Source organism: Nostoc sp. C96, from assembly GCF_059384975.1.
Genome location: NZ_CM182020.1, coordinates 2,187,717 through 2,210,731, shown reverse-complemented (window position 1 = coordinate 2,210,731; position 23,015 = coordinate 2,187,717). Strand labels below are relative to the sequence as shown.

The 23,015-nt window shown below is 40.6% G+C and carries 23 protein-coding genes; 12 read left to right on the top strand and 11 right to left on the bottom strand.

Annotation, left to right across the window (positions count from 1 at the left end; translation table 11 throughout):
- Nucleotide 1: 1 nt before the first annotated feature.
- Entirely contained in the window at nt 2–1,024 is a 1,023-nt protein-coding gene (locus AC504W_RS09460; RefSeq protein ID WP_494877537.1) for a tetratricopeptide repeat protein, read from the bottom strand.
- Nucleotides 1,025–1,893: 869 nt separating this feature from the next.
- Here AC504W_RS09460 and AC504W_RS09455 point away from each other — a divergent pair.
- The gene (locus tag AC504W_RS09455; protein WP_494877536.1) at nt 1,894–2,337 is read left to right on the top strand and encodes a DUF29 domain-containing protein; all 444 of its coding nucleotides are present in this window, start codon (nt 1,894–1,896) and stop codon (nt 2,335–2,337) included.
- A gap of 167 nt (nt 2,338–2,504) precedes the next feature.
- Here AC504W_RS09455 and AC504W_RS09450 read toward each other — a convergent pair whose 3' ends face one another.
- From AC504W_RS09450 to AC504W_RS09425, 6 genes are all read right to left on the bottom strand, one after another.
- On the bottom strand, nt 2,505–2,747 hold the full coding sequence (locus AC504W_RS09450) for a YgiT-type zinc finger protein (RefSeq protein ID WP_494877535.1): 243 nt from the start codon (nt 2,745–2,747) through the stop codon (nt 2,505–2,507).
- Between the two features lie 4 nt (nt 2,748–2,751).
- Nucleotides 2,752–3,048 carry a DUF4258 domain-containing protein gene (locus tag AC504W_RS09445; protein WP_494877534.1) on the bottom strand — a complete coding sequence of 99 codons (297 nt, stop codon included), beginning with the start codon at nt 3,046–3,048 and terminating at the stop codon, nt 2,752–2,754.
- A gap of 175 nt (nt 3,049–3,223) precedes the next feature.
- Complete coding sequence (locus AC504W_RS09440) at nt 3,224–3,580, bottom strand: hypothetical protein (RefSeq protein ID WP_494877533.1); 357 nt, start codon at nt 3,578–3,580, stop codon at nt 3,224–3,226.
- Between the two features lie 175 nt (nt 3,581–3,755).
- On the bottom strand, nt 3,756–5,546 hold the full coding sequence (typA, locus tag AC504W_RS09435; protein WP_494877532.1) for a translational GTPase TypA: 1,791 nt from the start codon (nt 5,544–5,546) through the stop codon (nt 3,756–3,758).
- A 317-nt stretch (nt 5,547–5,863) separates the two neighbouring features.
- Nucleotides 5,864–6,331: a hypothetical protein gene (locus AC504W_RS09430; RefSeq protein WP_494877531.1), complete on the bottom strand. Its 468-nt coding sequence runs from the start codon at nt 6,329–6,331 to the stop codon at nt 5,864–5,866.
- A gap of 335 nt (nt 6,332–6,666) precedes the next feature.
- Nucleotides 6,667–7,683, bottom strand: coding sequence for a ribose-phosphate pyrophosphokinase (locus tag AC504W_RS09425; protein ID WP_096575766.1), 1,017 nt, complete (start codon nt 7,681–7,683; stop codon nt 6,667–6,669).
- 855 nt (nt 7,684–8,538) lie between these two features.
- Here AC504W_RS09425 and AC504W_RS09420 point away from each other — a divergent pair.
- From AC504W_RS09420 to AC504W_RS09405, 4 genes are all read left to right on the top strand, one after another.
- Nucleotides 8,539–10,227 (top strand): protein kinase domain-containing protein, encoded by a 1,689-nt coding sequence (locus tag AC504W_RS09420; RefSeq protein WP_494877530.1) that lies wholly within the window; start codon nt 8,539–8,541, stop codon nt 10,225–10,227.
- Between the two features lie 190 nt (nt 10,228–10,417).
- The gene (gene bioD, locus AC504W_RS09415) at nt 10,418–11,095 is read left to right on the top strand and encodes a dethiobiotin synthase (protein ID WP_494877529.1); all 678 of its coding nucleotides are present in this window, start codon (nt 10,418–10,420) and stop codon (nt 11,093–11,095) included.
- 61 nt (nt 11,096–11,156) lie between these two features.
- Nucleotides 11,157–12,374 (top strand): M20 family metallopeptidase, encoded by a 1,218-nt coding sequence (locus AC504W_RS09410; RefSeq protein WP_494877528.1) that lies wholly within the window; start codon nt 11,157–11,159, stop codon nt 12,372–12,374.
- Nucleotides 12,375–12,459: 85 nt separating this feature from the next.
- Entirely contained in the window at nt 12,460–13,779 is a 1,320-nt protein-coding gene (locus tag AC504W_RS09405) for a pentapeptide repeat-containing protein (RefSeq protein WP_494877527.1), read from the top strand.
- Nucleotides 13,780–13,784: 5 nt separating this feature from the next.
- Here AC504W_RS09405 and AC504W_RS09400 read toward each other — a convergent pair whose 3' ends face one another.
- Nucleotides 13,785–14,966 (bottom strand): patatin-like phospholipase family protein, encoded by a 1,182-nt coding sequence (locus tag AC504W_RS09400; protein WP_494877526.1) that lies wholly within the window; start codon nt 14,964–14,966, stop codon nt 13,785–13,787.
- Between the two features lie 148 nt (nt 14,967–15,114).
- Between AC504W_RS09400 and AC504W_RS09395 the strand changes: the two genes are divergently transcribed.
- Nucleotides 15,115–15,681 carry a sugar O-acetyltransferase gene (locus tag AC504W_RS09395; protein ID WP_494877525.1) on the top strand — a complete coding sequence of 189 codons (567 nt, stop codon included), beginning with the start codon at nt 15,115–15,117 and terminating at the stop codon, nt 15,679–15,681.
- 19 nt (nt 15,682–15,700) lie between these two features.
- Here the strand turns inward: AC504W_RS09395 and AC504W_RS09390 are convergent, their stop codons facing one another.
- Entirely contained in the window at nt 15,701–16,081 is a 381-nt protein-coding gene (locus AC504W_RS09390; protein ID WP_494877524.1) for a calcium-binding protein, read from the bottom strand.
- A gap of 555 nt (nt 16,082–16,636) precedes the next feature.
- On the opposite strand from AC504W_RS09390, the gene AC504W_RS09385 reads away from it, so the two are divergent.
- Nucleotides 16,637–16,858: a hypothetical protein gene (locus AC504W_RS09385; RefSeq protein ID WP_494877523.1), complete on the top strand. Its 222-nt coding sequence runs from the start codon at nt 16,637–16,639 to the stop codon at nt 16,856–16,858.
- A 97-nt stretch (nt 16,859–16,955) separates the two neighbouring features.
- A complete protein-coding gene (gene rbsK, locus AC504W_RS09380) occupies nt 16,956–17,891 on the top strand; it encodes a ribokinase (RefSeq protein ID WP_494877522.1) in 936 nt (311 codons plus the stop codon).
- 58 nt (nt 17,892–17,949) lie between these two features.
- On the opposite strand, the gene AC504W_RS09375 is transcribed toward rbsK, so the two are convergent.
- Complete coding sequence (locus AC504W_RS09375; protein WP_494877521.1) at nt 17,950–18,381, bottom strand: nucleoside deaminase; 432 nt, start codon at nt 18,379–18,381, stop codon at nt 17,950–17,952.
- Nucleotides 18,382–18,398: 17 nt separating this feature from the next.
- Between AC504W_RS09375 and AC504W_RS09370 the strand changes: the two genes are divergently transcribed.
- Nucleotides 18,399–19,322 (top strand): nucleoside hydrolase, encoded by a 924-nt coding sequence (locus tag AC504W_RS09370; protein ID WP_494877520.1) that lies wholly within the window; start codon nt 18,399–18,401, stop codon nt 19,320–19,322.
- A 177-nt stretch (nt 19,323–19,499) separates the two neighbouring features.
- A complete protein-coding gene (locus AC504W_RS09365) occupies nt 19,500–20,804 on the top strand; it encodes a glutamate-5-semialdehyde dehydrogenase (protein ID WP_494877519.1) in 1,305 nt (434 codons plus the stop codon).
- 193 nt (nt 20,805–20,997) lie between these two features.
- On the opposite strand, the gene AC504W_RS09360 is transcribed toward AC504W_RS09365, so the two are convergent.
- The gene (locus AC504W_RS09360; protein ID WP_494877518.1) at nt 20,998–21,576 is read right to left on the bottom strand and encodes an Alr1449 family protein; all 579 of its coding nucleotides are present in this window, start codon (nt 21,574–21,576) and stop codon (nt 20,998–21,000) included.
- Between the two features lie 37 nt (nt 21,577–21,613).
- Here AC504W_RS09360 and ureE point away from each other — a divergent pair, with 37 nt between their 5' ends.
- Both ureE and AC504W_RS09350 read left to right on the top strand, forming a co-directional pair.
- On the top strand, nt 21,614–22,099 hold the full coding sequence (gene ureE / locus AC504W_RS09355) for an urease accessory protein UreE (RefSeq protein ID WP_494878614.1): 486 nt from the start codon (nt 21,614–21,616) through the stop codon (nt 22,097–22,099).
- On the top strand, nt 22,077–22,766 hold the full coding sequence (locus AC504W_RS09350) for an urease accessory protein UreF (protein ID WP_494877517.1): 690 nt from the start codon (nt 22,077–22,079) through the stop codon (nt 22,764–22,766). The genes ureE and AC504W_RS09350 overlap by 23 nt, the downstream gene beginning before the upstream one ends.
- Nucleotides 22,767–23,015: the final 249 nt, after the last annotated feature.

Below are 23,015 nucleotides of genomic sequence, written 5' to 3'. Positions count from 1 at the left end.
TCTACAGAGAATCTATCTGCTGCTGTACTTTTTGCGATAGTGGTTGATACTCAATTTGCTGAGATAATTCATGAGCATTTTGGTAGCAAGATAGCGCCTTTTTTTTGCGTTTTGTTGAGGCGTACAAGTTACCCATATTTAACAAGCTCGAAATTTCTCCCAGGCGATCGCCTAATTCTTGATAAATTGCGATCGCTTGCTTATAAAATTTCATTGCCTGCCAGTTATTACCCAAAATGCTGTAGGTATAACCAATGTTGTTCAGAGTTGTGGCTTCGCCAGATCTGTCTTGAAGTGCGCGGCGAGACAAAAGTACTTGATAGTAAAGTAGCAGTGCTTGTTTAGGTTGGCCTAAATCACTGTAAACAGAAGCAATATTATTCATAGTAGTTGCTTCACCAACAAAATTTTTGACTGCTCGTTGAATAGAAAGTGCTTCCTGCAAAAATTCTAGAGCTTGTCCATGCTGGCCTAAGATACTGTAAGCAAACCCAAGACCATTTAATGTGGTGCCTTCACCAGAAAAATCACCTAGTAATCGCCGCATCGAGAGAATTTGGTGTTGTAACAACAGCGCACGTTTGGGTTCTCCTAATTTAGTGTAAATTAGTGCCACATCATTGAGCGTCGAAACTTCACCCTGAGTGTCTTGCAATCTTCTAAATATTTTCAGAGCTTGATCAAGATGTTTCAGCGCTTGCGAAAACTTTCCGAGACGGCTGTAGGTAGAACCAAGATTACTCAGAGCAGTTGCTTCTGCTCTGGCGTTACTTATCTCTTGAGCAACTAAAAGCGCCTGCTCAAAACACTCTAATGCCCTTTGAGGTTGCCAGCAACCAAGGTGAGCTAAACCGAGGTCGTTTAACGTGTAACCCTCTTTGGCACGATCAGAAATTGCTCTAGCTAATTCTAAATTTTTGGTTGCCAGAGCGAGTGATTCTTGAAGTTTACCTTGCTGGTAATAGCGGGTTGCTTGATCACGACGTTGTTCCCACTCTTGGACTGGATTGAATGATTGCGTCATTTGACCTCAGTTGCACTGGAGATACTTTAGGCAGGCTCTTGTTGAGCAAACACCCTTAAGACAGAAATTTTCTTGGGTTGCCCATCAATGTTAATCATTATTCTCTACCTTCAGATATAGGATGTAAATAGGAAAGTGTGGTATATTTTTCAACCAAACTGACTAATTTCTATAAATTTCTAAGATAATAGGTTGAGTTTTATAGCTTATTCTTGTAAATTCATCAGCTCACTAATTGAATAAGTTTTTTTGACGTAAATCTAAAAAATAAGCAATATTTTAGTTAATTTAAGACTAGTGTCTTCAATGTATTGTCTAAAGGAATATTTTGTAGTTTTGTTAAGATATGTGAAAATATCAAGGTAACGAAAGCTGACATACCTTGAAAGGGCTATTCAGAGAAAGCAATTAGATAAATCTGCTAAAGATAACCCATAATCTGCGTTGCTGCGACTTAGATATTTTTAATGGTTATCTTACACGAAGCTACTGGAATTCAGGTCTACAGAGACAAAACCCCTTCTGGTGAAACTCCTATGTTGCTAATTTTCTTTTGTTGCAACGAGGATAAAAATACTTCCTATAACCTCATACTTGAACAGAATCAGAAATTGAGCGATCGCTTCCTAACCCTCTACCAACAGCTTTTATTCTTGGAATGTTGACATGGGCTAATGTTAGATGCTTTTTAAATTTATCTAAATTAAAATAATAATCTTAAATTTTTCGCTGCAACCAAGCAAAGACTTCATCAACCCGAATCATGCCTTAAAGTTTAGGAATTTTTTTGGTAGTGAATATCGGTACAAACCTACAATTAACTTAATGTAATATGATTAAATTATAGAATGTCGGTAGAAGGTAAAAATATGACAATTACTACCAACTTAAAACAACTCTACGAAACAGATGATAGTTTATGGCTAGAAGAAACTATTAAATTATTAAAACAAAAGCAGTTGAACCAACTAGATATAGAAAACTTAATTGAGGAATTAATCTGTTTGGGGAAAAGAGATTTAGCGAAAGCTAAAAGTCTTTTAAGACAAATTATAATTCATATATTATTACTCCAGTACTGGCAGATAGAGTATGAGAGAAATTATCGTCATTGGCTTGGAGAAATTAAAACTTTTAGATATGACTTAAATAATCATCTATCCACAAATTTAATGAATAAATTGCAGGATGATTTAGAGAATATTTATCAAAGTGCAATTGATTTTGTGCAAGTTAAAACCGATTTAACAATTTTTCCCGAAAAATGTCCTTACACTCTTGCACAATTATTGGATGACAAATACTTGCCTTGATTTGACTCAATGTAGGTTAAGAGCGACCGCTCGAAGGAGTCAGTCTCACAAATGGGAGCGATCGCTAATCGTCATAACTTTGATATTGCTATAATTCACACACAAAACAACTTTACTAAACCTTGTGTTTAGGATTAACTTGAATACCTAAATTTACATAGTTTTTATTATGCTGATTCTAGATGAGTAACGGGAATTTGCTCAGTTCTTTCAGGGAGTTTCGCTCCGGTTGCAACAGCATGAACCGTATGAAGAATATCGGCTGAATAGTACCGATTTCCACAGTTGTCACAAACACCAATTGTTACATCTTCAAGAATGACGAATCCATCTCTATGTTTGAACGCCTCACGCTTGACAGTGCGGGGTTGAACAGTGCCTTCGCAATACTCACATCTATATCCATACATAAGCCTAGCCCTCAAGCTCAGTAACTTCATAAACAGTTATGATTAGATAACGTCCGATACTTGCGAAACGCCCAACAATTCCAACAGGCGTTTGTTGATCTAATGCAGTTCCTACTACTATATATTTTGTTCCTCTCGGATCATCTTTTTCAACCCGGATAACTTGACCTGTTATAACAGCCTCTTCTACATCTAAAATAGTCAGCAGATCCTCAGCCATTTCTTCCATTGCATGGGCTGAAATATCGTATTGGCGGAGTCTGATTTTTTCTCTGATACGGTCAATATCACTGCGAGGCACTTGCTTATCCAGGTAAGAATCTGCTGATCATACCAAGTCGTAAGACTACAACTTGTGATGAAAATCTATCACATCGTCTATGTTGTTGTCATACCCTATACAAATGGGCAAACGCTTCTCAAATATCTGCTGCATTTGATTAGTTAGGCTGTGCCATCTCCAATAATAAGTCTACTTAGTCATCATATTTATATTTCACTTTCATAACATACTTGGTTTTTCCTTTACTTCCAAACGTTATGTCAACACCCTCTATACTATTTACGCTAAGACCTGTAGCAATATCACGACTCATCTCAATTTCCATTTCGTCAACTTTTTGATTACGTCCTTCCTCAAGGATCTTTCTTATATTCTCAGCATCATCTTGAGATAAACTACCTGGCGAACTGAAACGATCAATAACATATTTCATCCCTTCCCATAAATCCATATATGGAGCAAAAGGATTTAGAAAGTGAATCCACCCAGCTTCTTTAGCTTCAAGCTTTTTTGTTTTCTCGTTATAAACAAATTTTATCATTCCTGGCATATTAACTATCCGGTATACGGAATGGCTAAATACTTACTTATATTAATAATTTCCGTATATCTACCCTATGATGCCAATTCAAAATTAATAAAATCCATTATGTGAGTGAGGCAAGATAAATCAAAAATAGAAAGCCCGCATTAGCGGGCTTTTTCAATCAATTAATTAACTTTACTTAGCGTTTCGCTAACTTCTTCGACATTTTCCGTAGGCGAATGGATTGGGGTGTAACTTCCACCAACTCATCGGGGCCGATGTATTCCAATGCACGCTCTAAGCTCATGTCGATTGGTGCTTGCAATTGAACCAATTCATCACCACCAGCAGCGCGGTGGTTGGTTAACTGCTTAGTTTTGCAGACATTCAATTCTAAGTCTTGAGGACGGTTGTGTTCACCGACAATCATGCCTCGGTAAACTTTAGTACCGGGAGTAATGAAGAATGAGCCTCTATCTTCGGCGTTCTTCATGGCGTAGAAGGTAGAAACGCCTTCTTCAAAGGAGATGAGAACACCTTTGTTACGGGCTTCAATATCGCCACTGAGTTGACGGTAATCTAAGAAACTGTGGTTCATGATGCCTTCACCACGGGTCATCCGCATGAATTCACCACGGAAACCAATCAAACCACGGGCGGGAATGACGAACTCTAGCTGGGTGCGATCGCCACTTCCTGGCTGCATATCTTGCATTTCACCTTTGCGTTGTCCTAGGCGTTCGATACAGCTACCAACTGCATCAGCAGGAACGTCTAACACTAGTAGTTCATAAGGTTCGCAAGGTTGACCGTTGATTTCGCGGTAAATTACTTGTGGTTGGGATACTTGGAACTCAAAACCTTCGCGGCGCATGGTTTCGATTAAGATACCCAGGTGTAGCTCCCCACGACCGGAAACTAGGAATTTATCAGGAGAATCGGTTTCTTCAACACGTAAAGCCACGTTGGTTTCTAGTTCGCGCAATAGGCGATCGCGTACTTGTCTTGATGTTACCAATTTACCTTCTTGACCTGCAAAGGGTGAATCATTTACCCAGAAGGTCATTTGTAAGGTAGGCTCATCCACTTTAATTAGTGGTAAGGCTTGGGGTTCGGTTGGATCAGTGATTGTTTCGCCAATGTAAGCATCAGCAAAACCAGCCACCGCAACAATATAGCCAGCGGTTGCTTCTTCCATCTCTACCCGTTTGAGACCTTCAAAGCCCATCAACTTGGTAATTTTACCCTTGACAATAGAGCCATTTTCTGTAACTAGAGCCGCTTGTTGTCCAGCGCGGATAGTACCGTTGTGGATTCTGCCAATAACAATCCGTCCCAGATATTCAGAATAATCTAGGGTTGTGACTTGCAACTGTAGGGGCTTGTTAACATCACCTACTGGTGGTGGAACGTGTTGCAGAATCGCATTAAACAGAGGCTGCATATCAACCGCTTCTGCTTCCATGCTTTCTTTGGCATAACCGCCCATACCAGAGGCAAACAGATAGGTAAAATCACATTGATCCTCGTCTGCGCCTAATTCTAAGAACAGATCTAATACTTTATCAACAGCAACGTGGGGGTCAGCTTTGGCGCGATCAATTTTGTTTAATACGACGATGGGGCGTAAGCCTTTCTCCAAAGCTTTTTTCAACACGAAGCGAGTTTGAGGCATGGGGCCTTCATTGGCATCGACAATTAGCAGACATCCGTCAACCATGCCGAGTACACGTTCAACTTCACCGCCGAAGTCAGCGTGTCCGGGAGTATCAACAATATTAATCAGCGTTTCTTTGTAGCGAACTGCTGTATTTTTAGACAGAATAGTAATTCCGCGCTCACGTTCGAGGGCGTTAGAGTCCATGACGCAATCCGGAACGTCTTCGCCTTCGCGGAAAATGCCGGATTGTTTGAGGAGTGCATCAACCAAGGTGGTTTTGCCGTGGTCTACGTGGGCGATAATGGCGACGTTACGAATTGGGAGCGTCATAGAGGCTTAGTGTCAACTCTAGAGAGGTTTTGTAGATTTACATTTAAGTGCTAGGCTGTTTTAACAGAATTAGGGGTGTTAGGCAAATTCTGTAAAGAACCTTTAACAATTCTAGCTTAATTGAAACAATTGCGAGGCTTTTTGTAAATACTAGTGAAGCGGAAATTTAGCAGTTTTTAAAGCTAAAGCATTAAGTTGACAAAGACTCTAAGTAATATTGACATTTTTTTGAGAGTTGAATATTCCAGATGCCTTTGTAGCGAGTTATTTCAGCATTTGACTGACAATAAATAATCTACAGTTATTTTACATTTGAACTACTGAATTTTGCCATCAGTCCATTGTTGATAATCATAACTAGTAGCAATTAATTGTTCATAGTCCTGTTGAATTACTGACCAATCTCCATAACCTTGCTCTACATAATCAAAATCCATATCAATCTGATAAATAGCTCTTCTCAGTTCCTCCGAAGGACTATTATCAAAAATTAAGTGATATAGCGATCGCAATAATTTACTGTGTTCAGGTTTGGCAAAGCAATTATTTTCAGGCTCAATAGTTGGATAAACTTTACCTAATTTAGCAATTAACAATCTGAAGGAAATTTCTAAATCTGGTTCGCCGGGAATAAAATCGAGCAAGTGGATAATGTCTAATGGATGCTTATCTGCACTTGTAGATAGCTCAATCATCCAATCTTCAGGATAGTCACTTTTTTCAATAAGTCGATCAGCCCAGTTTACAATTTCAGCGTGGGAACAAAGATTTAATTGAAATCCCATACAAAGGTAATCAGCGTAGTGTTTTAAACTGGGTTGCATTTATAACTATGACATGGGCGTTTTGTAAATTAGCATAAACGCGATCGCCCATATTCTAAAATCAAATCAGATACTTTTGGATGAATGGTTGAATTTACTTTGCGATCGTCCAAATTATTTCACTTTCAACAAACTAAAAATATCGGCTGATTTTACTTGCCAATCACTTAACACATCAAGAAAATGCTATGAAAATAAAAATTGAAGCATGAAAGAGAAAAAAATACTGACTTCATACTTCAAAATTTAATATTTATTTATGCCAGACTGTAATCTGAATAACAGTCTTTTTTTGGCTAACGGAACATACTACTTACAGAGGTATCTTCGTGAATCCGCCAGATGGTTTCTCCTAAAAGATTTGCCACGGAAAGCACTACTAATTGCGGAAAGCGTTTGTCTTCTGGTAAGGGTATCGTGTTTGTGACGATGACTTCCTCAAACAAACCGCTGGATAAACGTTCAATGGCTGGGGGAGAGAAGACTGCATGAGTAGCACAGGCATATACCTGACGCGCTCCTTCTTCACGCAGCAACCTAGCGCCTTCAGCGATGGTTCCGCCTGTGTCGATCATATCGTCTACCAACACGGCTGTTTTGCCTTTGACATCGCCGATGACGTTCAAGACTTCCGCTACATTATGAGCTTGACGGCGTTTATCAATAATGGCAAGTGGAGCATCATTCAACTTCTTGGCAAATGCTCTCGCCCGTGCTACGCCACCGACATCAGGAGAAACAACCACCAAATCAGGCAGTTGTTTACTAGCCAAATAATCGAGTATCACTGGCGAACCGTAAACATGATCAAAGGGTATATCAAAGTAGCCCTGAATTTGAGCAGCGTGCAGATCCATTGCCACAACGCGAGCTGCACCTGATTCCGTAATCAAGTTGGCAACCAGTTTGGCTGTGATTGATTCTCGTCCTGCGGTTTTGCGATCGGCACGAGCATAACCATAATATGGAATCACTGCTGTTACCTGTCTAGCCGAGGCTCGGCGACAGGCATCAATCATAATCAGCAATTCCATTAAGTGGTCGTTAACTGGTTGACAAGATGGCTGGATTAAATAAACATCGCAGCCTCTAATAGATTCTTGGATTTGAACATAAAGTTCTCCATCCGCAAATCTCTTGCGAATCATTGGCCCCAAGTCCATCCCCAGGTAACGAGCGACTTCTTGAGACAGTTGTATATTGGCAGAGCCAGAAAATAGCCGCAGGCGATGGTTTTCAGTTAGTCCTGTTGCAGCTGGCTGCACCTTAAAAGCGGCAGAACTGAGCACAGCAGATCCTCGAAGTGCATTCATGGCGAGATTATCATTTAGATATTTACCAGATTTAACCGGAATAGGCTAAATAAACATCTGTGAGCTTTATTTAAGCTTTCATAAAAACTTTAAACATTTCTCAATAGAGCTACCATCAGTCCATTTTTCAGTCTTTAGTGGTAAACAAACCATCGAATTCGTAACTGACCTATAGTGTGTAAGTTAGCCCCATAGTTGAGTCATTCTCAACAACTCAAATTTCCTCTAGATTTAGTCTGGTAGAGTAATGATCCTACCAACTGTATTGATTAATGAGTCCAACTCTTTTCAGCTTAAGTGAAGTAGAACTGGAACTCAGACAGTAGAAATACCCAAAATTAAATTCTTCTGGGGTAGAAGAATATTTTATGATACCAGCTACAAAATTATAAACTGACAAACTAAATTTTTGGATTATAAATTGGAGAAAAATTTTCAAATCTGCAAAATTAGTTGGGAAACTAGAAATTCTAGATTTTGGTTCAGGGGATTTACCCAGAGGGCGCAGAAAGGGAAGTGCATGAGTGCGCTTTTGCTATCTACGCCAGCTTTCTTGTGGTTTTGGTAATCAGGTTGAAATTTGAATACGATTATTGCTTTTCTTAGGGTAGAATATCGCCGCAGGTCATTGTCGTGTAACTTACGTATGAAAATGAAAAATCAAAGGTTGGAGTGATGGGTTCACAAATTTATCAGGATGAGGGTAAAGAAATTTAGGGGCGTAAGGTGCAAAATCCTCAAACCCTGACAGCATATTTCAAGGAAGAATTTTTGAGTGAATTCTATGTATTGTGTCCTCCAAACTCAGCTTTGTGAGGTCGGTGTATTCAGTTATGATTAAATTTGAATTTATTTATGCAACCTCCAATTACAATTGGTACTGTCTTACAAAACCGTTATCGGATAATTCAAATTCTGGGACAAGGTGGATTTGGCAGAACTTATTTAGCCGAAGATCAGCGTCGGTTTAACGAACTTTGTGCAATTAAAGAATTAATTCCGATCGCATCTGGGGTTGGTGCTTGGGAAAAAGCCCAAGAACTTTTTCAGCGAGAAGCGACGATTTTATATCAAATTGAACATCCGCAAGTCCCGAAATTCCGCGAAAGATTCGAGCAAGATCACCGTTTATTTTTAGTGGAAGATTATGTTGCGGGTAAGACTTATCGAGATTTACTAGTTGAAAAACAATCTATAGGTCAAACTTTTAGCGAACCAGACGTATTACAGTTGTTGCGATCGCTATTACCTGTGTTAGAACACATTCACAGTCGTGGAATTATTCACCGTGATATTTCGCCGGAAAATATTATTTTTCGGGATAGTGATCGCTTGCCAGTGTTAATAGATTTTGGCGTGGTGAAAGAACTGGCAACGCGCTTGCAAACAGCAGATACTAACATCAATGTTACTAGTGTAGGTAAATTGGGCTATTCTCCCAATGAACAAATGCAAACCGGACGGGCTTATCCCAGTAGTGATTTGTATGCTTTAGCGGTGACAGCAATAGTTTTACTAACTGCTAAAGAACCGTCTGAGTTGTTTGATGAAACCCAGCTTACCTGGACTTGGCAAAGATTTGTGAGGGTAAGTCCGCAATTAGCTCAGGTAATTAATCGGATGTTACATCCTTTGCCGAGCGATCGCTATCAAAGTGCGGCTGAGGTCGCCCAAGCATTACAATTTGTCGAGCAACCAGGCGTAGCAGCACCGCCACCAGTGTCCAATTTCCAAACAATTGCGGTTGGTCGTCGTCCCGATGCAATTCCATCACAACCATCTAACCGACCTGACCCTGTGATTCCCCCCAGCCGTTCTAACTCAGTGTTAGATAATCCTTTGGCGCTGGGTGCAATTGGTAGTGTGGTAGTTATCCTTGCGGGGTTTGGTTCTTGGGCGCTGGTGAGTTCAATTCGCAGTCAGTCTAATACACAACCAGAAACAACCCCACCCGCACCTCAGACTTTCCCTTCACCTGTCATTTCTGGCGGTACAACATTCGGAACACCCAGCAACACAGAACCAACTATTACTAGTAAGCGCCTGAGATTGGACGCATCGAACACAGCGACAGTGGAAAATTCGCTTAAAGCTGGTCAAGTTACGGAGTATACCTTTTTTGGACAAGCTGGAGCTAAGTTAACTACACTGCTGGAACAAGGTACAGGTATTACTTTGACTGTCTTAGCCCCGAATCGTCAAGTACTTGATAGTAGCGCTCAACAAGTAGGCTCTTATACAGGTATTTTGCCAAAAAATGGTAGGTACACTGTGCAATTAAATCTTGCGCCTGGAGTTAGTGAAAGTGATTATAATCTCAGGGTAGCGTTAGAAAACCCACTTCAACCTTCACCAACAGCTACACCAATAGTAACACCAACGCTAACGCCTACATTTCCACCAGTGCTAACACCAACAGTAACACCAACGCTAACACCCACATTTCCGCCAGCGTTTACACCAACACCCACAGTTCCTCCAGACAATAACCCGCCTGTGGATGGCACACTTCAACCAACACCTAGGGTAGAAAATACTCCTTAGTAAGGGTTTTTGAAACGCAGAGGGGCGCTGAGGTAAACGCGAAGTTACGCAGAGTCTTCATTCAAGCTTTGGTTAAGAACTGCTGAAATCCTGCACTGAGTTTTTGTCATTTGTCATTGGTGAGGATTTCCGGTATATTTACGTCTCGTAACATCACTTGTTACTTATTATCTATTTGTAAAACAGATTGTTGAATACATTACTAATTACTGGAACTGACACCGAAGCTGGCAAAACTGTTTTAACGACAGCATTAGCCGCTTATTGGCAAAAATATTATCCGCAGCGTCACTGGGGAATTATGAAGCCAATACAATCGGGAATTGGCGATCGCGAGTGGTATCAAAATCTGTTTAAGCTAGAACAATCGCCAGAAGAAATTACACCGCTGTATTTTCAAGCGCCTCTAGCACCACCCATCGCCGCAGCCAGAGAAAATCGCCCAGTTGATTTAGCTGTGGTGTGGAAAACATTGTGTGAGATGCGATCGCGTTATGAATTTCTGTTGGTAGAATCTGCTGGTGGGTTAGGTTCACCAATGACTAACGAATTAACAGTGGCTGACATTGCTGGCGAATGGCGTTTACCTACTGTCTTAGTCGTCCCGGTGAGATTAGGCGCAATATCTCAAGCAGTGGCGAATGTGGCATTAGCAAGACAGTTACGGGTGAATCTTATCGGTATTGTACTGAACTGCATTCAACCCCGTACCGATGCAGAGATTACCGACTGGACACCACCAGAGGTAATTGAATCATTTACCCACATCCCGGTTTTAGGTTGCTTGCCTTATTTTGATAATCCAGCAGATTTAGACAAACTTGCTCAAGCTGCATCTAATTTAAATTTAGAAGCGCTAAATATTTAAGGAACTATTAAACTGAGAACATAACCCAATCTCAGCCGTCTTGTAGCAGTTTGTTGTCAAAATGGTTTCCACATTACCCAATTCTTATTCTGTTGATTTATCCCGTGTGCGACTCTCAATTCGCTCATTGCAACCACAATTAGTAGAGTGGCGGCGGCGGTTACATCAACAACCAGAATTAGGCTTTCAAGAAAAACTGACGGCTGAGTTTGTTGCAAATAAATTGCAAGCATGGGGAATTGAACATCAAACGGGTATCGCGAAAACTGGTATTGTTGCCACCATTAAAGGTACTAAACTCAGCACTGAAAAAGTACTAGCAATTCGGGCAGATATGGATGCTTTGCCCATTCAAGAACTGAACGAAGTACCCTATAGATCGCAACATGATGGAGTAATGCACGCTTGTGGACATGATGGACATACTGCGATCGCATTAGGTACAGCATACTATCTCCAGCAGCACCGAGAAGACTTTGCGGGGACGGTGAAAATTATCTTCCAGCCAGCCGAAGAAGGGCCGGGAGGTGCAAAACCAATGATTGAGGCTGGGGTACTGCAAAACCCTGATGTGGATGCGATTATTGGTTTACACCTATGGAATAATCTTCCCTTGGGAACTGTCGGTGTTCGTGCTGGCGCGTTAATGGCGGCTGTAGAGTTATTCAACTGCACAATTTTAGGCAAAGGTGGACACGGTGCAATTCCCCATCAAACAGTTGATTCAATTGTAGTTGCAGCGCAGATTGTCAACGCCTTACAAACCATTGTCGCCCGGAACGTTAACCCGATTGATTCCGCCGTTGTAACTGTTGGCGCACTTCACGCAGGTACAGCCCACAATGTAATTGCTGACACCGCCAATATGAAAGGCACAGTGCGGTATTTTAACCCAGAATTTGCTGGCTTTTTTCAACAGCGCATAGAGCAAATAATTGCCGGAATTTGCCAGAGTCATGGTGCCAACTATAACTTAGAATATACAAATTTGTATCCCCCAGTAATTAACGATGTGGGGATTGCACAATTAGTGCGATCAATTGCAGAAGAAGTGGTAGAAACGCCTGTAGGAATTGTCCCAGAATGCCAAACAATGGGCGGCGAAGATATGTCATTCTTCTTACAAGAAGTTCCCGGCTGTTACTTCTTCCTAGGTTCTGCTAATCCAGATAAAGATTTAGCTTATCCTCATCATCATCCGCGATTTGATTTTGATGAAACTGTTTTACCGATGGGTGTGGAAATATTTGCCCGTTGCGTTGAGAAGTTTTTTAGTTGAGTTTGCAAAAAATCACTTAGTGCCTTAGCGCCTTTGCGTGAGCTTTTGATATTATCATCAGCAGCGCCAAAATATTGAATTATCTATGTCTGAAAACAACACAGACGCTCTCAGAACTTGGTTAATAGTTCTACCAATTATATTTATTCTGTTTTTAGCAGCCGTTTTTTTAGCATTTATAAACGTTGAGGGTTTATCAACAGAACAGAGGTTAGATTATGGCATTAAAGCCTTAACAACAACCGGAACAATTTTTGCGGGAATCGCTGTATTTATTAACGCTTTTTATGCAGCCAAGCGTGCGGAAGCTATGGACAAAAGTGCTATGGCTGCTAATGAAAGTGCCAAAGCAGCTTTGAAAAATGCTGAAGCTGCAATCCAAAATGCCAAAGCAGCACAAGATAAACAAATTACAGAACGCTTTGCGAAAGCAATTGAACAGCTTGGAAGCGAAAAGATTGAAGTGCGGTTAGGTGCAATTTATACGTTAGAAAGAATTGCGAAGGATTCCAAAGATGATCACTGGACAATTATGGAAGTTCTCACGGCATTTGTCCGAGAAAATATGCCTATAAAACTGGAAGACGAAAACATAGAAAATACACAGCAAATACCAAAAATTCGCACGGATATTCAAGCTGCACTCACTGTTATTGGACGGCGTAATTGTAACAATGAGCAAGAAAATCAAAAACTTGATTTAAGTAATATCGATATAAGAGGGGCAAACCTTTTTGAAGCAAAGCTGCAAGGAGCAATTTTCAAAAGAGCAAACTTGGGAAGAACTAGGTTCTGCAAAGCCGAACTTCAAGAGGCAGATTTTGAGGAAGCAAATTTACAAGAAGCAGACTTTGAGGAAGCAAATTTACAAGAATCCAACTTCAAGAATGCTAACCTGCAAAAAGCAATTCTCAACAAGGCTAATCTAGATAGGGCAGTATTATTAGCAGCTAATTTACAAGGTGCAAATCTATATGATGCTATTCTTTTCAGGACAACTCTGTATCAAGCCAATATGAAAGAGGCATATTTGAATGGAACAAACTTGTCTAATTTAATGCTGGCGAAATCTAATTTAGAAGATGCCAAGCTTCAAGGAGCTAATTTACACTCAGTAAACTTGACTAGTGCTAATTTACAAAGAGCAACTCTTCATGAAGCCAACCTCCAAAAAGCAAAGCTCATTTGTGCTGAATTGCAAGAGACAGATATGACTTGTGCTGCACTGCAAGGAGCAAATTTTCAGGATGCTAACCTAAAAAATTTAGATATGAGTTACGCTAAGTTGCAAGGGGCAAACTTTACAGGAGTTCAAAATCTAAAACAACAGCAGATTGACTCAGCTTCGGGCGATCGCACCACTATTCTGCCAGACTACCTCGAATATCCCGAACATTGGCAATAACATTCTTAGTTAATGCGTAAAAATTCTTGCAATTTATTTTGTATCGCTGGCTGCTGAATATAAACTTTTGCCGCTTCCATTAAATTTTGAAGATTCTCAGGACTGACATCATCGATATCATCACTCAATCGCTTACCGATAAGTTCGCGGTCTAGCTTAAATTGTAATCGTAAAATATGGTCGTCTGGAATGATTTGGTCGGTGATGTACTCATGAACGCCCGATGAAGCATCAAATAATATCCCAATTAGTGGCTGCGCCCATTGGATTAAACCCCAGCTTTCGGCTTGTTGAAATGGGATGATGCGTGTGCGATCGCCTGTACCTATAGAAAGAATGGTAATATCTTCAATGGAATGCCCTAATCTTAAAGCTTCCGCTACAGCACAAGCTGATGGGTTATTAGCCGCTACACCGCCATCAATGGCAGAGTAGATACATTTAATTGAGTAGGTAGCAGTATTATCTGGTATAGTTTCCCACGGAGAATCTAATAAAGCTTCTCTTGTGTAACCTTTGTATGTTTTAATAGTGCGAGTTTGACCGCTACCTGTACCACTCACAATTCTAATTTGTGTATTGTTATAAAGGTTTTCTGTATGGGAAGCATAACCATCTAAAGTAATAGTATCTTCTGTCGCTCTTTCTACTTTACCTTTGACTATTCTATCTAGTTTATGTGCTGGGAAATAAGTAGGAGCCGAGGCAGAACAAACGCAGATTTCCCACAGTGGTACATTGCCATAATCTTTATCTTGTCGCCAGCTTTTAAATATAATTGGTTCTCTGGCAATGGTATCGTAAGCTGTGATTAATAACTTCGGTTCAGGAATATCAAATAGTTTGATTTCACCTAAATTTTCTTTGAGAACTTGAGTTAAACCAGCATCAGAAAATTTTGGTGCAGATATCCCATATTTGAAAATCAGAGGTAGTCGCTGTAAAGAAAAAAGACTGCTGTAAGGGAAAATTCTTGAGCTTTTTTGTGTGTATAGATCAATGATATTTTGGCTGCTGCGACCTGTGGCGATCGCTGCTGCTAAAATTGAGCCTGTAGACGTGCCTGCTATTAAGTTAAAATACTCGTGCAAAGGCTGATTAATTTGCTGCTCAATAGCTGCCAAAATTGTTGCAGCAACAACTCCCCTAATTCCACCACCATCCAAGCTTAAAATCCGAAAAGGCATATTCCTCCGAATTTTGCTAATTTTGACTAAGTTTGGTAAATTCAGTTAAATTTTGTATTTTTGTGGCAATATTATTTTAATTTAAAATCATCTTGAAAAATTATTTTTAAATTCAACATTATTTTTTAATAAAACCTAAAAATCTTTGATGGAAAAAACAGAAAAACAAAAAATGTTAGCTGGCGAGTTATATTTAGCAGAAGATCCGGAATTAGTGGCTGAGAATAGACGAGCCAGTCGTCTTTTGCAAAAATATAATAATACGATTGCGGAACAACAAGAGCAAAGACAACAAATCTTACAAGAATTACTAGGTAAGGTAGGAGAAAAAACTACCATTGTGCCGCCTTTTCACTGTGACTACGGCAGTAATATTTATGCTGGTGATAGATTATATATTAACTATGGCTGTGTAATTTTAGACTGCAATCTAGTTGAAATTGGCGATAACGTTTTGTGTGCGCCTTACGTGCAGATTTATGCGGCTTATCATCCCGTAGAACCAGACATTCGTTTGACGGGTAGAGAACTAGCTGCACCAGTTAAAATTGGTAACAATGTCTGGATAGGTGGAAGTGCAATTATTTGTCCAGGGGTAAAAATTGGCGACAACACGACAATTGGTGCTGGTAGTGTGGTTGTGAAAGATATGCCTGCAAATGTTGTCGCGGCTGGAAACCCCTGTCGAATCATTCGCTATTTATCAGATAATTGAGGCGAAAAATGGCTATATTCTAGAATTTGTAGCCTCTAGCCAGCCAGTAATGCCAATCTGCGATCGCTTCTTCTGTTTCACTATCTGCATCAATAGGCTTTATTTCTGATAATTTTGCCGAATAGACATCATCATCCTTACCATTAATGTCAGCTACTTCCACATACATATCTTTTAAGCACTCATCATCGGGGGCCATTCCTAGCACCTCGACGTTTTTCTCTTCTATTGTCGATGTTTTGCGGGATTTCTTGGCCCACTTAGCCATAAACGGATAATTCAAAGCTTCTTCTAGGTAATAGTACCAGCCCATTGCCCGATCTTCTTTATCTTCCGCATCAACAATAATTTCTGCGGCGATGCGATTTTCTCTGGTTTCGTCGCGTTCAACACTAGACATAACAATAAAAAACTTACGTATATTGCACCTTGATATGGTATAACGCTTTAGCTATTGACTGTCAATTTTTTTTGCAGATGTGTCAAACAAGCCGTAAATGAGCGAGCAAATCAGCGAAATTTTTGCATTGTTCCAGCTTTCTCGCCAAAACTGCGGAATCTCTCCAATAATCTATTGTTAAGCTCATGAGGCATCCACAGTGTGATAATTTTTAACATTCCTTGATCATAGGTTAATTATATGGTGTGATTATTAGCAATTTATAGCAATATGGTTGCAAAAGTCTGCCAATAGAGAGAACCGCTTGCTTGTGTAATTACCCTAAAACTTATCTTCCGGTTTTTTAGAACGATATCAAGAAATTTACTAGAGGTAGATATTATCAGAGGAGAGAGCGTCGCTTGGTCAAAATATCTCAGTAATTTCAGATGACCAGACACAGTGTAACGCTGGCATCGTCACAATTTCCTCATGTTTTATTTATAAAATCTGAAACCAGAGGTAATGAAGTTGTTGTTGAAATTAGTAGTTAATCTTTTCTTACAGCATTGACCTATGGCGAATAAATTATATCTAGTCGCGATCGCTGCGCTGAACAAGCACTCAAAACGCTATGAATTAACGGTTTGCACTGCGGAAGTTGAACCAGATAAAGAAGACAAATTAGAGGATAAAGTCAATAATCTGGCATTAACTATATATCCATTAAATAAATATTCTCAACGTCAAATTCAAACACAACTTGTTGATAAAGAAACTATATTGAGGTGTATTTAGTCAGATTTAGCATGAATTTTGCTAAAAATTGGGGAGAAATCTTGTAAATACTAAATTTCCATCATCTAACTAAATCTTTCTCAGCAAAATTATCATTATGAGTATTATTGTTTTCGGCAGTATCAATATAGATTTAGTTGCCACAGCCACCCATTTACCAACTAGCGGTGAAACTTTGCTGGGAAACGATTTTTTTCAAATACCGGGAGGTAAAGGTGCAAATCAAGCAGTAGCATTAGCACGGTTGGGAATTCCCACTCATATAGTAGGGCGGGTGGGAACCCAGAGTTTTGGTACAGAACTGCTGAATCATTTGCAAACTGCTGGTGTACAAACTGGCAATATTTTATTGGATGAAACGGTAAGTTCTGGAGTTGCCATAATTATTGTTGATGATGCTGGGCAAAATCAAATTGTGGTGATTCCTGGTGCTAATGGAAAAGTAAATCACGAAGATGTAGATAGGTTATCACCTTTATTACCAACAGCTAAAGCACTGCTTTTACAATTAGAAATTCCCCTGAGTGCTGTTGTTGCAGCAGCTAAAGCTGGACGCAATGCAAATATAACAGTAATTCTTGATCCTGCACCTGCACAATCTAACTTACCAGCAGAACTTTACCCTTTGGTGGATATTATCACCCCCAATGAAGTGGAAGCAGGACAATTAGTTGGGTTTACGGTAGATAACCCAGAATCAGCAGCCAAAGCAGGGGCAGTGTTATTGCAAAGGGGTGTGAAATCTGCGATCGTTAAATTAGGTGCAAAGGGTGTTGTTTGTGCCACAGCAGAAGAAACATTTTTTGTGCCAGCTTTTTCAGTTAATGTTGTAGATACTGTGGCGGCTGGTGATGCTTTTAATGGTGGTTTAGCAGCTGCACTTTACACCGGAATGACTTTACATCAAGCAGTGATTTGGGGTGCAGCCGCAGGTGCTTTAGCAGCCACAAAATCTGGCGCACAAACTTCGTTACCTAATAAGTTGACTTTTGAGGCTTTCCTGAACGAAAAAAGTATGAAGTCTGAAGTCTGAAGTCTGAAATTACAATATTTAGCCTTTTGACCATTGACTATTGACTATTGACCATTAACTACTTCCCAATGTCTTCATTCCACAGTTCGGGGTTGGTTTGAATAAATTCACTCATCATTTGTTCGCATTCATCTAAATTTAAATCAATAACTTCTACGCCGTGAGAAATCATAAATTCCTTAGCACCAGGAAATGTGCGGGATTCTCCGGCGATAACTTTTTTTATTCCAAATTGCACAACGGCACCGGCGCACAAATAACACGGCATTAAGGTTGAATAGAGTGTGGTACCTCTGTAACTGCCAATTCTGCCAGCATTACGGAGACAATCAATTTCGGCGTGGGTAATAGGGTCGCTATCTTGGACGCGCTTGTTGTGTCCTCTACCAACAATTTTGCCATCCTTGATGAGAACGGAACCGATAGGAATTCCGCCTTCTTCTCTACCTTGTCTAGCTTGGGCGATCGCAGCTTGCATAAATTCATCCATTCTCTTATTCTCCTGATATGTCAAAACAACTTGTGTTAATGGATCACGATGGCGGTGTAGATGATTACCTAGCAACTATGCTGCTGTTGACGATGGATCATATCGAATTACTTGGTGTGGTTGTGACTCCTGCTGATTGTTATGTTGAACCAGCCGTTAGCGCTACACGCAAAATAATTGATTTGATGGGATTTTCTCACATCCCAGTTGCCGAAAGTACAGTACGCGGCATAAATCCTTTTCCCCGGCTTTATCGGCGTGATTCGTTTATTGTCGACCATCTCCCCATTCTCAACCAGCAGGACACGATTAAGACACCTCTGGTTGCAGAACCGGGACAAGATTTTATGGTGCGGGTGTTACGAGAAGCACCCCAACCAGTAACGCTGATGGTAACAGGGCCATTAACGACAGTTGCAGTAGCGTTAGAACAAGCACCCGATATTGAAGCCAAGATTCAAAGAATTGTTTGGATGGGTGGCGCGTTGAATGTTGGGGGAAATGTCGAAAAAAGTTTAGAAGCTGGACAAGATGGTTCGGCGGAGTGGAATGTTTATTGGGATGCAGTTTCAGCGGCGCGAGTTTGGCAAACCCAGATTGAAATTATTATGTGTCCTTTAGATTTGACTAACAATGTACCTGTGACATCAGATATTGTGTACAAAATGGGCAAACAACGCCAATACCCTGTCTCTGATTTAGCGGGACAATGTTATGCACTGGTAATTCCCCAAGATTATTATTTCTGGGATGTGCTGGCGACGGCTTATTTAGGACACCCAGAGTTTTATCAACTGCGAGAGTGGGAAACGGAAATTATTACCACTGGTGTGAGTCAAGGACGGACTAAGGTTGTTCCTGGTGGTCGGAAGATTTATGCAATGAATACAGTTGATAAAGAGGCTTTTTATGCTTATATCTTGCAGCAATGGGCAAGATAAGGATGTTGAGAAGGAATAGCTTTTTTAACGCAAAGGTGCGCGGAGGTTAACGCAAAGGTACGCGGAGGTTTTTTCTGTTATCTATCCGCATAAATAATTTAAGAATCAAATCGGATGGCTCTAATTGATAGGATGGAAAATAAATGTTTCTGCCATAATTAAGGGTTATTTTTTGATATGACTATTGTTCAAGTTGGTTCATCTTTAGTTGAGATTGCTGGGAAAACTCGCGCCGCGGCTAGTAAGTTGGCAATTCTTTCGACAGAGGCGAAAAATCAAGCGATCGCAGTGATCGCTCAGGCATTAGAATCGGCTCAAGAAGAAATATTGCAAGCGAATGTGGCAGACTGTCAAGCTGCGGCGGCGGAAGGAATTGCTAAACCTCTGTATAAGCGGTTGCAATTAGATGAACATAAATTAAGAGATGCGATCGCTGGAGTCCGAGATGTTGGTAAACTGGCTGATCCTATCGGTAAAGTGCAGATTCACCGCGAACTTGATACAGGGTTAATTCTCAAACGGATTACTTGTCCTTTGGGTGTGTTGGGGATTATTTTTGAGGCGCGTCCAGAAGCTGCTATTCAAATTGTTTCTTTGGCGATTAAATCAGGTAATGGCGTAATTCTCAAATGTGGTAAAGAAGCGGTACTTTCTTGTGAGGCGATAGTTAAAGCGATTAAACAAGGATTATCTCAAACTGCTGTCAGTCCTGATGCGGTGCAGTTGCTAACAACGCGCGAAGAAACTGTCGGACTTTTAAAATTAGATAAGTATGTAGATTTAATTATTCCCAGAGGTTCTAATTCTTTTGTGCGGTTTGTGCAAGAAAATACTCGCATTCCTGTACTTGGTCATGCTGATGGCATTTGTCATGCTTATATCGATCAAGCCGCTGATATTAATAAAGCTATAGAAATCACTGTTGATGCTAAAATTCAATATGCTGCTGCTTGTAATGCCATTGAAACTTTATTAGTGCATCAAGCAATTGCTGAGGAATTTTTACCTCAAGTTGCAACGGCTTTAGCAGAAAATCATGTGCAATTAAAAGGTGATCAACGCACCTTAGAAATATTACCAAATATTGCCGTCGCCAGCGAAATTGATTGGGAAACAGAATACAGCGATTTAATTTTGTCGATTAAAATTGTAGACTCATTAGAAGATGCGATCGCGCATATTAACCAATACGGTTCTCGCCACACCGATGTAATTATTACGGAAGATATCGCCACCGCTGAAGCTTTCTTTGGTTTGGTCAATTCCGCCGGAGTTTTTCACAATTGTTCCACACGTTTTGCTGATGGTTTCCGCTACGGTTTTGGTGCAGAAGTTGGTATTAGTACTCAACAAATGCCTCCCCGCGGCCCTGTTGGTTTAGAAGGCTTGGTAACGTATAAATATCAAATGACTGGTAATGGTCACATCGTTGCTAGTTACACTGGCGCGAATGCAAAAGCATTTATCCACCGAGATTTATGACTAGAGGTGACAGATTATACCGTTTCACTTTAAGTTTGATACAAATAGTCCGCAGGGGGCAGGGAGCAGGGAGCAGGGAGCAGGGGGAAAGAATGAAAAACCTATAAATCTGTATTATTTTTTTCGTGAAATGGTATTACAGGTGACAGGGTAGAGAGTTGATTTATTACTCAGCACTCAAAACTCAGCACTCCTAATCAGGGAAAGCTAAACCTGTTCTTGGGTCACGGATATACAATCCTAGAGTGAGACTACGCATAGCTTCATCCCAAACGGGTGTTAACTGTTCAGCTTGGTCTGCCCAATAATCGAAAGTAATTAGGCATTGTATATTCGAGCCTAAGCCAATGCAAATCCGGGAAAAAGCTTCCCGTGGTTCTGCTTGAGTGTCAATAAACTTCAGTTCTGTCCAGACTATTCTGGCGGTTTGACGCTTGAGGGTAAAAACTTCTCCCTTCTCAATCACATCACGACTGTCTTCTTCTACGACTTTCTTTAAGGTAGCTTTGAGGGGAAACAAAGTCCAGTCGTTGGGCGGTAGATGATTGAAAGATACTTCTAAACAGCAGTCATCTTTGGGCGGTTTTTTATCCATGAACTTGAAAGATTTTTCTTGGGGTTCAAACACCCAATTTTGAGGAACGTTGAAGCGAACAGCCCCCCGGTTGGCGACAAAAATTTTATAGCCTGATGGAGATTCCCAGTGATGATCAGGTTGCAAATCAAGCGTTTCTTTAATCCACTGGAGATTGTTTTTTTTACGCTTTGCCATAGTTTTAGCGATCGCTCACTTTGTTAATAATATCAAAATGTTGGATGATGAATATTTCGCGCAAAGGCGCAAAGGCGCAAAGATGATTTTGACTCAACGTAAACCACCAGATGCTGATGCTGTGGTGAGTTTAACTTTAGCACTGACGGCGGAGGAACGCACCCGCAGTCGTCATCGGTTTGAGATAGCGGATGGTCAGGTTGTGTTTTTGCGTTTACCAAGGGGGACAGTGTTACGGGATGGCGATATTCTACAAGATGAAAATGATGGTAGTTTAATGAGAATTGTTGCAAAACCTGAACCTGTGTTGACTGTATCGGCTACTTCATCACTTTTATTAATGCGTGCAGCATACCATCTGGGAAATCGTCATGTGGCTGTAGAAATTACACCGAGTTATTTACGCCTATCACCAGATGGGGTTTTAAAAACGATGTTGGCACAGTTGGGACTGGAAATTGCCGAGGAAATTGCACCGTTTCAGCCAGAATTAGGGGCTTATGGACACCATCACCCTCACTGATATTCATTTTTTGGGGATTTTGCAGTTAGCAAGCCCAGCTTTACCTGTGGGCGCTTATGGTTATTCGGAAGGTTTAGAAACTTTAGTAGAAGATGGCACAATTGCTAATCAGGAAACTCTTCAGCATTGGTTAACCTCGGAATTACGTTACGGTGCAATTCGGCTGGAGGCGGCGGTGATGTTACGGGCGGCGGAATCTGCGAAACTTGGGAATTTAGAAACGCTATGTTATTGGAATCGCTGGTTATCGGCGGCGAGAGAAACGCAAGAATTACGCAATTCTAGTTGGCAGATGGGGCGATCGCTGGCTCAATTAATTGGTAAACTACAACCAGAGCTACTACCTACTATTAATACTCTGGGTAATCGTTGTAATTATGCGATCGCTTTTGGTATTGCTGTCGCCCATTGGCAAATCAATGTGAATGCTGCTTTATTAGCATATCTGCACAGTTGGGCAAGTAATCTCATCACCGCTGGAGTTAAACTCATCCCCCTCGGACAAACCGCCGGACAAGCATTATTGCTAGATTTACAACCGTTAATTAGTGCGACTGTGCAAGAAATTCTGGTATTAGAAGATGATGAACTGAGTTGTTGTAGCTGGGGTTTGTCGTTAGCTAGTATGCAGCATGAAACCCAGTATACAAGGTTGTTTAGAAGTTAGATGCTAAGGTATACACTTAATTCGGTTAGATTACTTAATGTATCGCCCCGCATTGTTAATGTATCGCCCTGCATTGTGATTGTATCGCCCTGCATTGTGATTGTATCGCCCTGCATTGTGATTGTATCGCCCTGCATTGTGATTGCATCGCCCCGCATTGTTAATGTATCGCCTTACAATGTTAATGCTTTGACTTGTATAAATTAACCTACTGCCTTAGCAACTCTAAAAGACTTGTGTATACAAAAT

Bases quoted from the DNA above. Each gene is read 5' to 3' on its own strand.
- AC504W_RS09375 (WP_494877521.1), bottom strand. From the start codon at position 18,381: ATGGATGAATTTATGCAAGCTGCGATCGCCCAAGCTAGACAAGGTAGA.
- AC504W_RS09450 (WP_494877535.1), bottom strand. From the start codon at position 2,747: ATGTATGGATATAGATGTGAGTATTGCGAAGGCACTGTTCAACCCCGC.
- AC504W_RS09420 (WP_494877530.1), top strand. From the start codon at position 8,539: ATGCAACCTCCAATTACAATTGGTACTGTCTTACAAAACCGTTATCGG.
- typA (WP_494877532.1), bottom strand. From the start codon at position 5,546: ATGACGCTCCCAATTCGTAACGTCGCCATTATCGCCCACGTAGACCAC.
- AC504W_RS09360 (WP_494877518.1), bottom strand. From the start codon at position 21,576: ATGGCAAAGCGTAAAAAAAACAATCTCCAGTGGATTAAAGAAACGCTT.
- AC504W_RS09455 (WP_494877536.1), top strand. From the start codon at position 1,894: ATGACAATTACTACCAACTTAAAACAACTCTACGAAACAGATGATAGT.
- AC504W_RS09370 (WP_494877520.1), top strand. From the start codon at position 18,399: ATGTCAAAACAACTTGTGTTAATGGATCACGATGGCGGTGTAGATGAT.
- AC504W_RS09440 (WP_494877533.1), bottom strand. From the start codon at position 3,580: ATGCCAGGAATGATAAAATTTGTTTATAACGAGAAAACAAAAAAGCTT.
- AC504W_RS09460 (WP_494877537.1), bottom strand. From the start codon at position 1,024: ATGACGCAATCATTCAATCCAGTCCAAGAGTGGGAACAACGTCGTGAT.
- AC504W_RS09400 (WP_494877526.1), bottom strand. From the start codon at position 14,966: ATGCCTTTTCGGATTTTAAGCTTGGATGGTGGTGGAATTAGGGGAGTT.
- AC504W_RS09350 (WP_494877517.1), top strand. From the start codon at position 22,077: ATGGACACCATCACCCTCACTGATATTCATTTTTTGGGGATTTTGCAG.
- AC504W_RS09410 (WP_494877528.1), top strand. From the start codon at position 11,157: ATGGTTTCCACATTACCCAATTCTTATTCTGTTGATTTATCCCGTGTG.
- AC504W_RS09430 (WP_494877531.1), bottom strand. From the start codon at position 6,331: ATGGGATTTCAATTAAATCTTTGTTCCCACGCTGAAATTGTAAACTGG.
- ureE (WP_494878614.1), top strand. From the start codon at position 21,614: ATGTTGGATGATGAATATTTCGCGCAAAGGCGCAAAGGCGCAAAGATG.
- AC504W_RS09425 (WP_096575766.1), bottom strand. From the start codon at position 7,683: ATGAATGCACTTCGAGGATCTGCTGTGCTCAGTTCTGCCGCTTTTAAG.
- AC504W_RS09390 (WP_494877524.1), bottom strand. From the start codon at position 16,081: ATGTCTAGTGTTGAACGCGACGAAACCAGAGAAAATCGCATCGCCGCA.
- AC504W_RS09385 (WP_494877523.1), top strand. From the start codon at position 16,637: ATGGCGAATAAATTATATCTAGTCGCGATCGCTGCGCTGAACAAGCAC.
- AC504W_RS09405 (WP_494877527.1), top strand. From the start codon at position 12,460: ATGTCTGAAAACAACACAGACGCTCTCAGAACTTGGTTAATAGTTCTA.
- AC504W_RS09395 (WP_494877525.1), top strand. From the start codon at position 15,115: ATGGAAAAAACAGAAAAACAAAAAATGTTAGCTGGCGAGTTATATTTA.
- rbsK (WP_494877522.1), top strand. From the start codon at position 16,956: ATGAGTATTATTGTTTTCGGCAGTATCAATATAGATTTAGTTGCCACA.
- AC504W_RS09365 (WP_494877519.1), top strand. From the start codon at position 19,500: ATGACTATTGTTCAAGTTGGTTCATCTTTAGTTGAGATTGCTGGGAAA.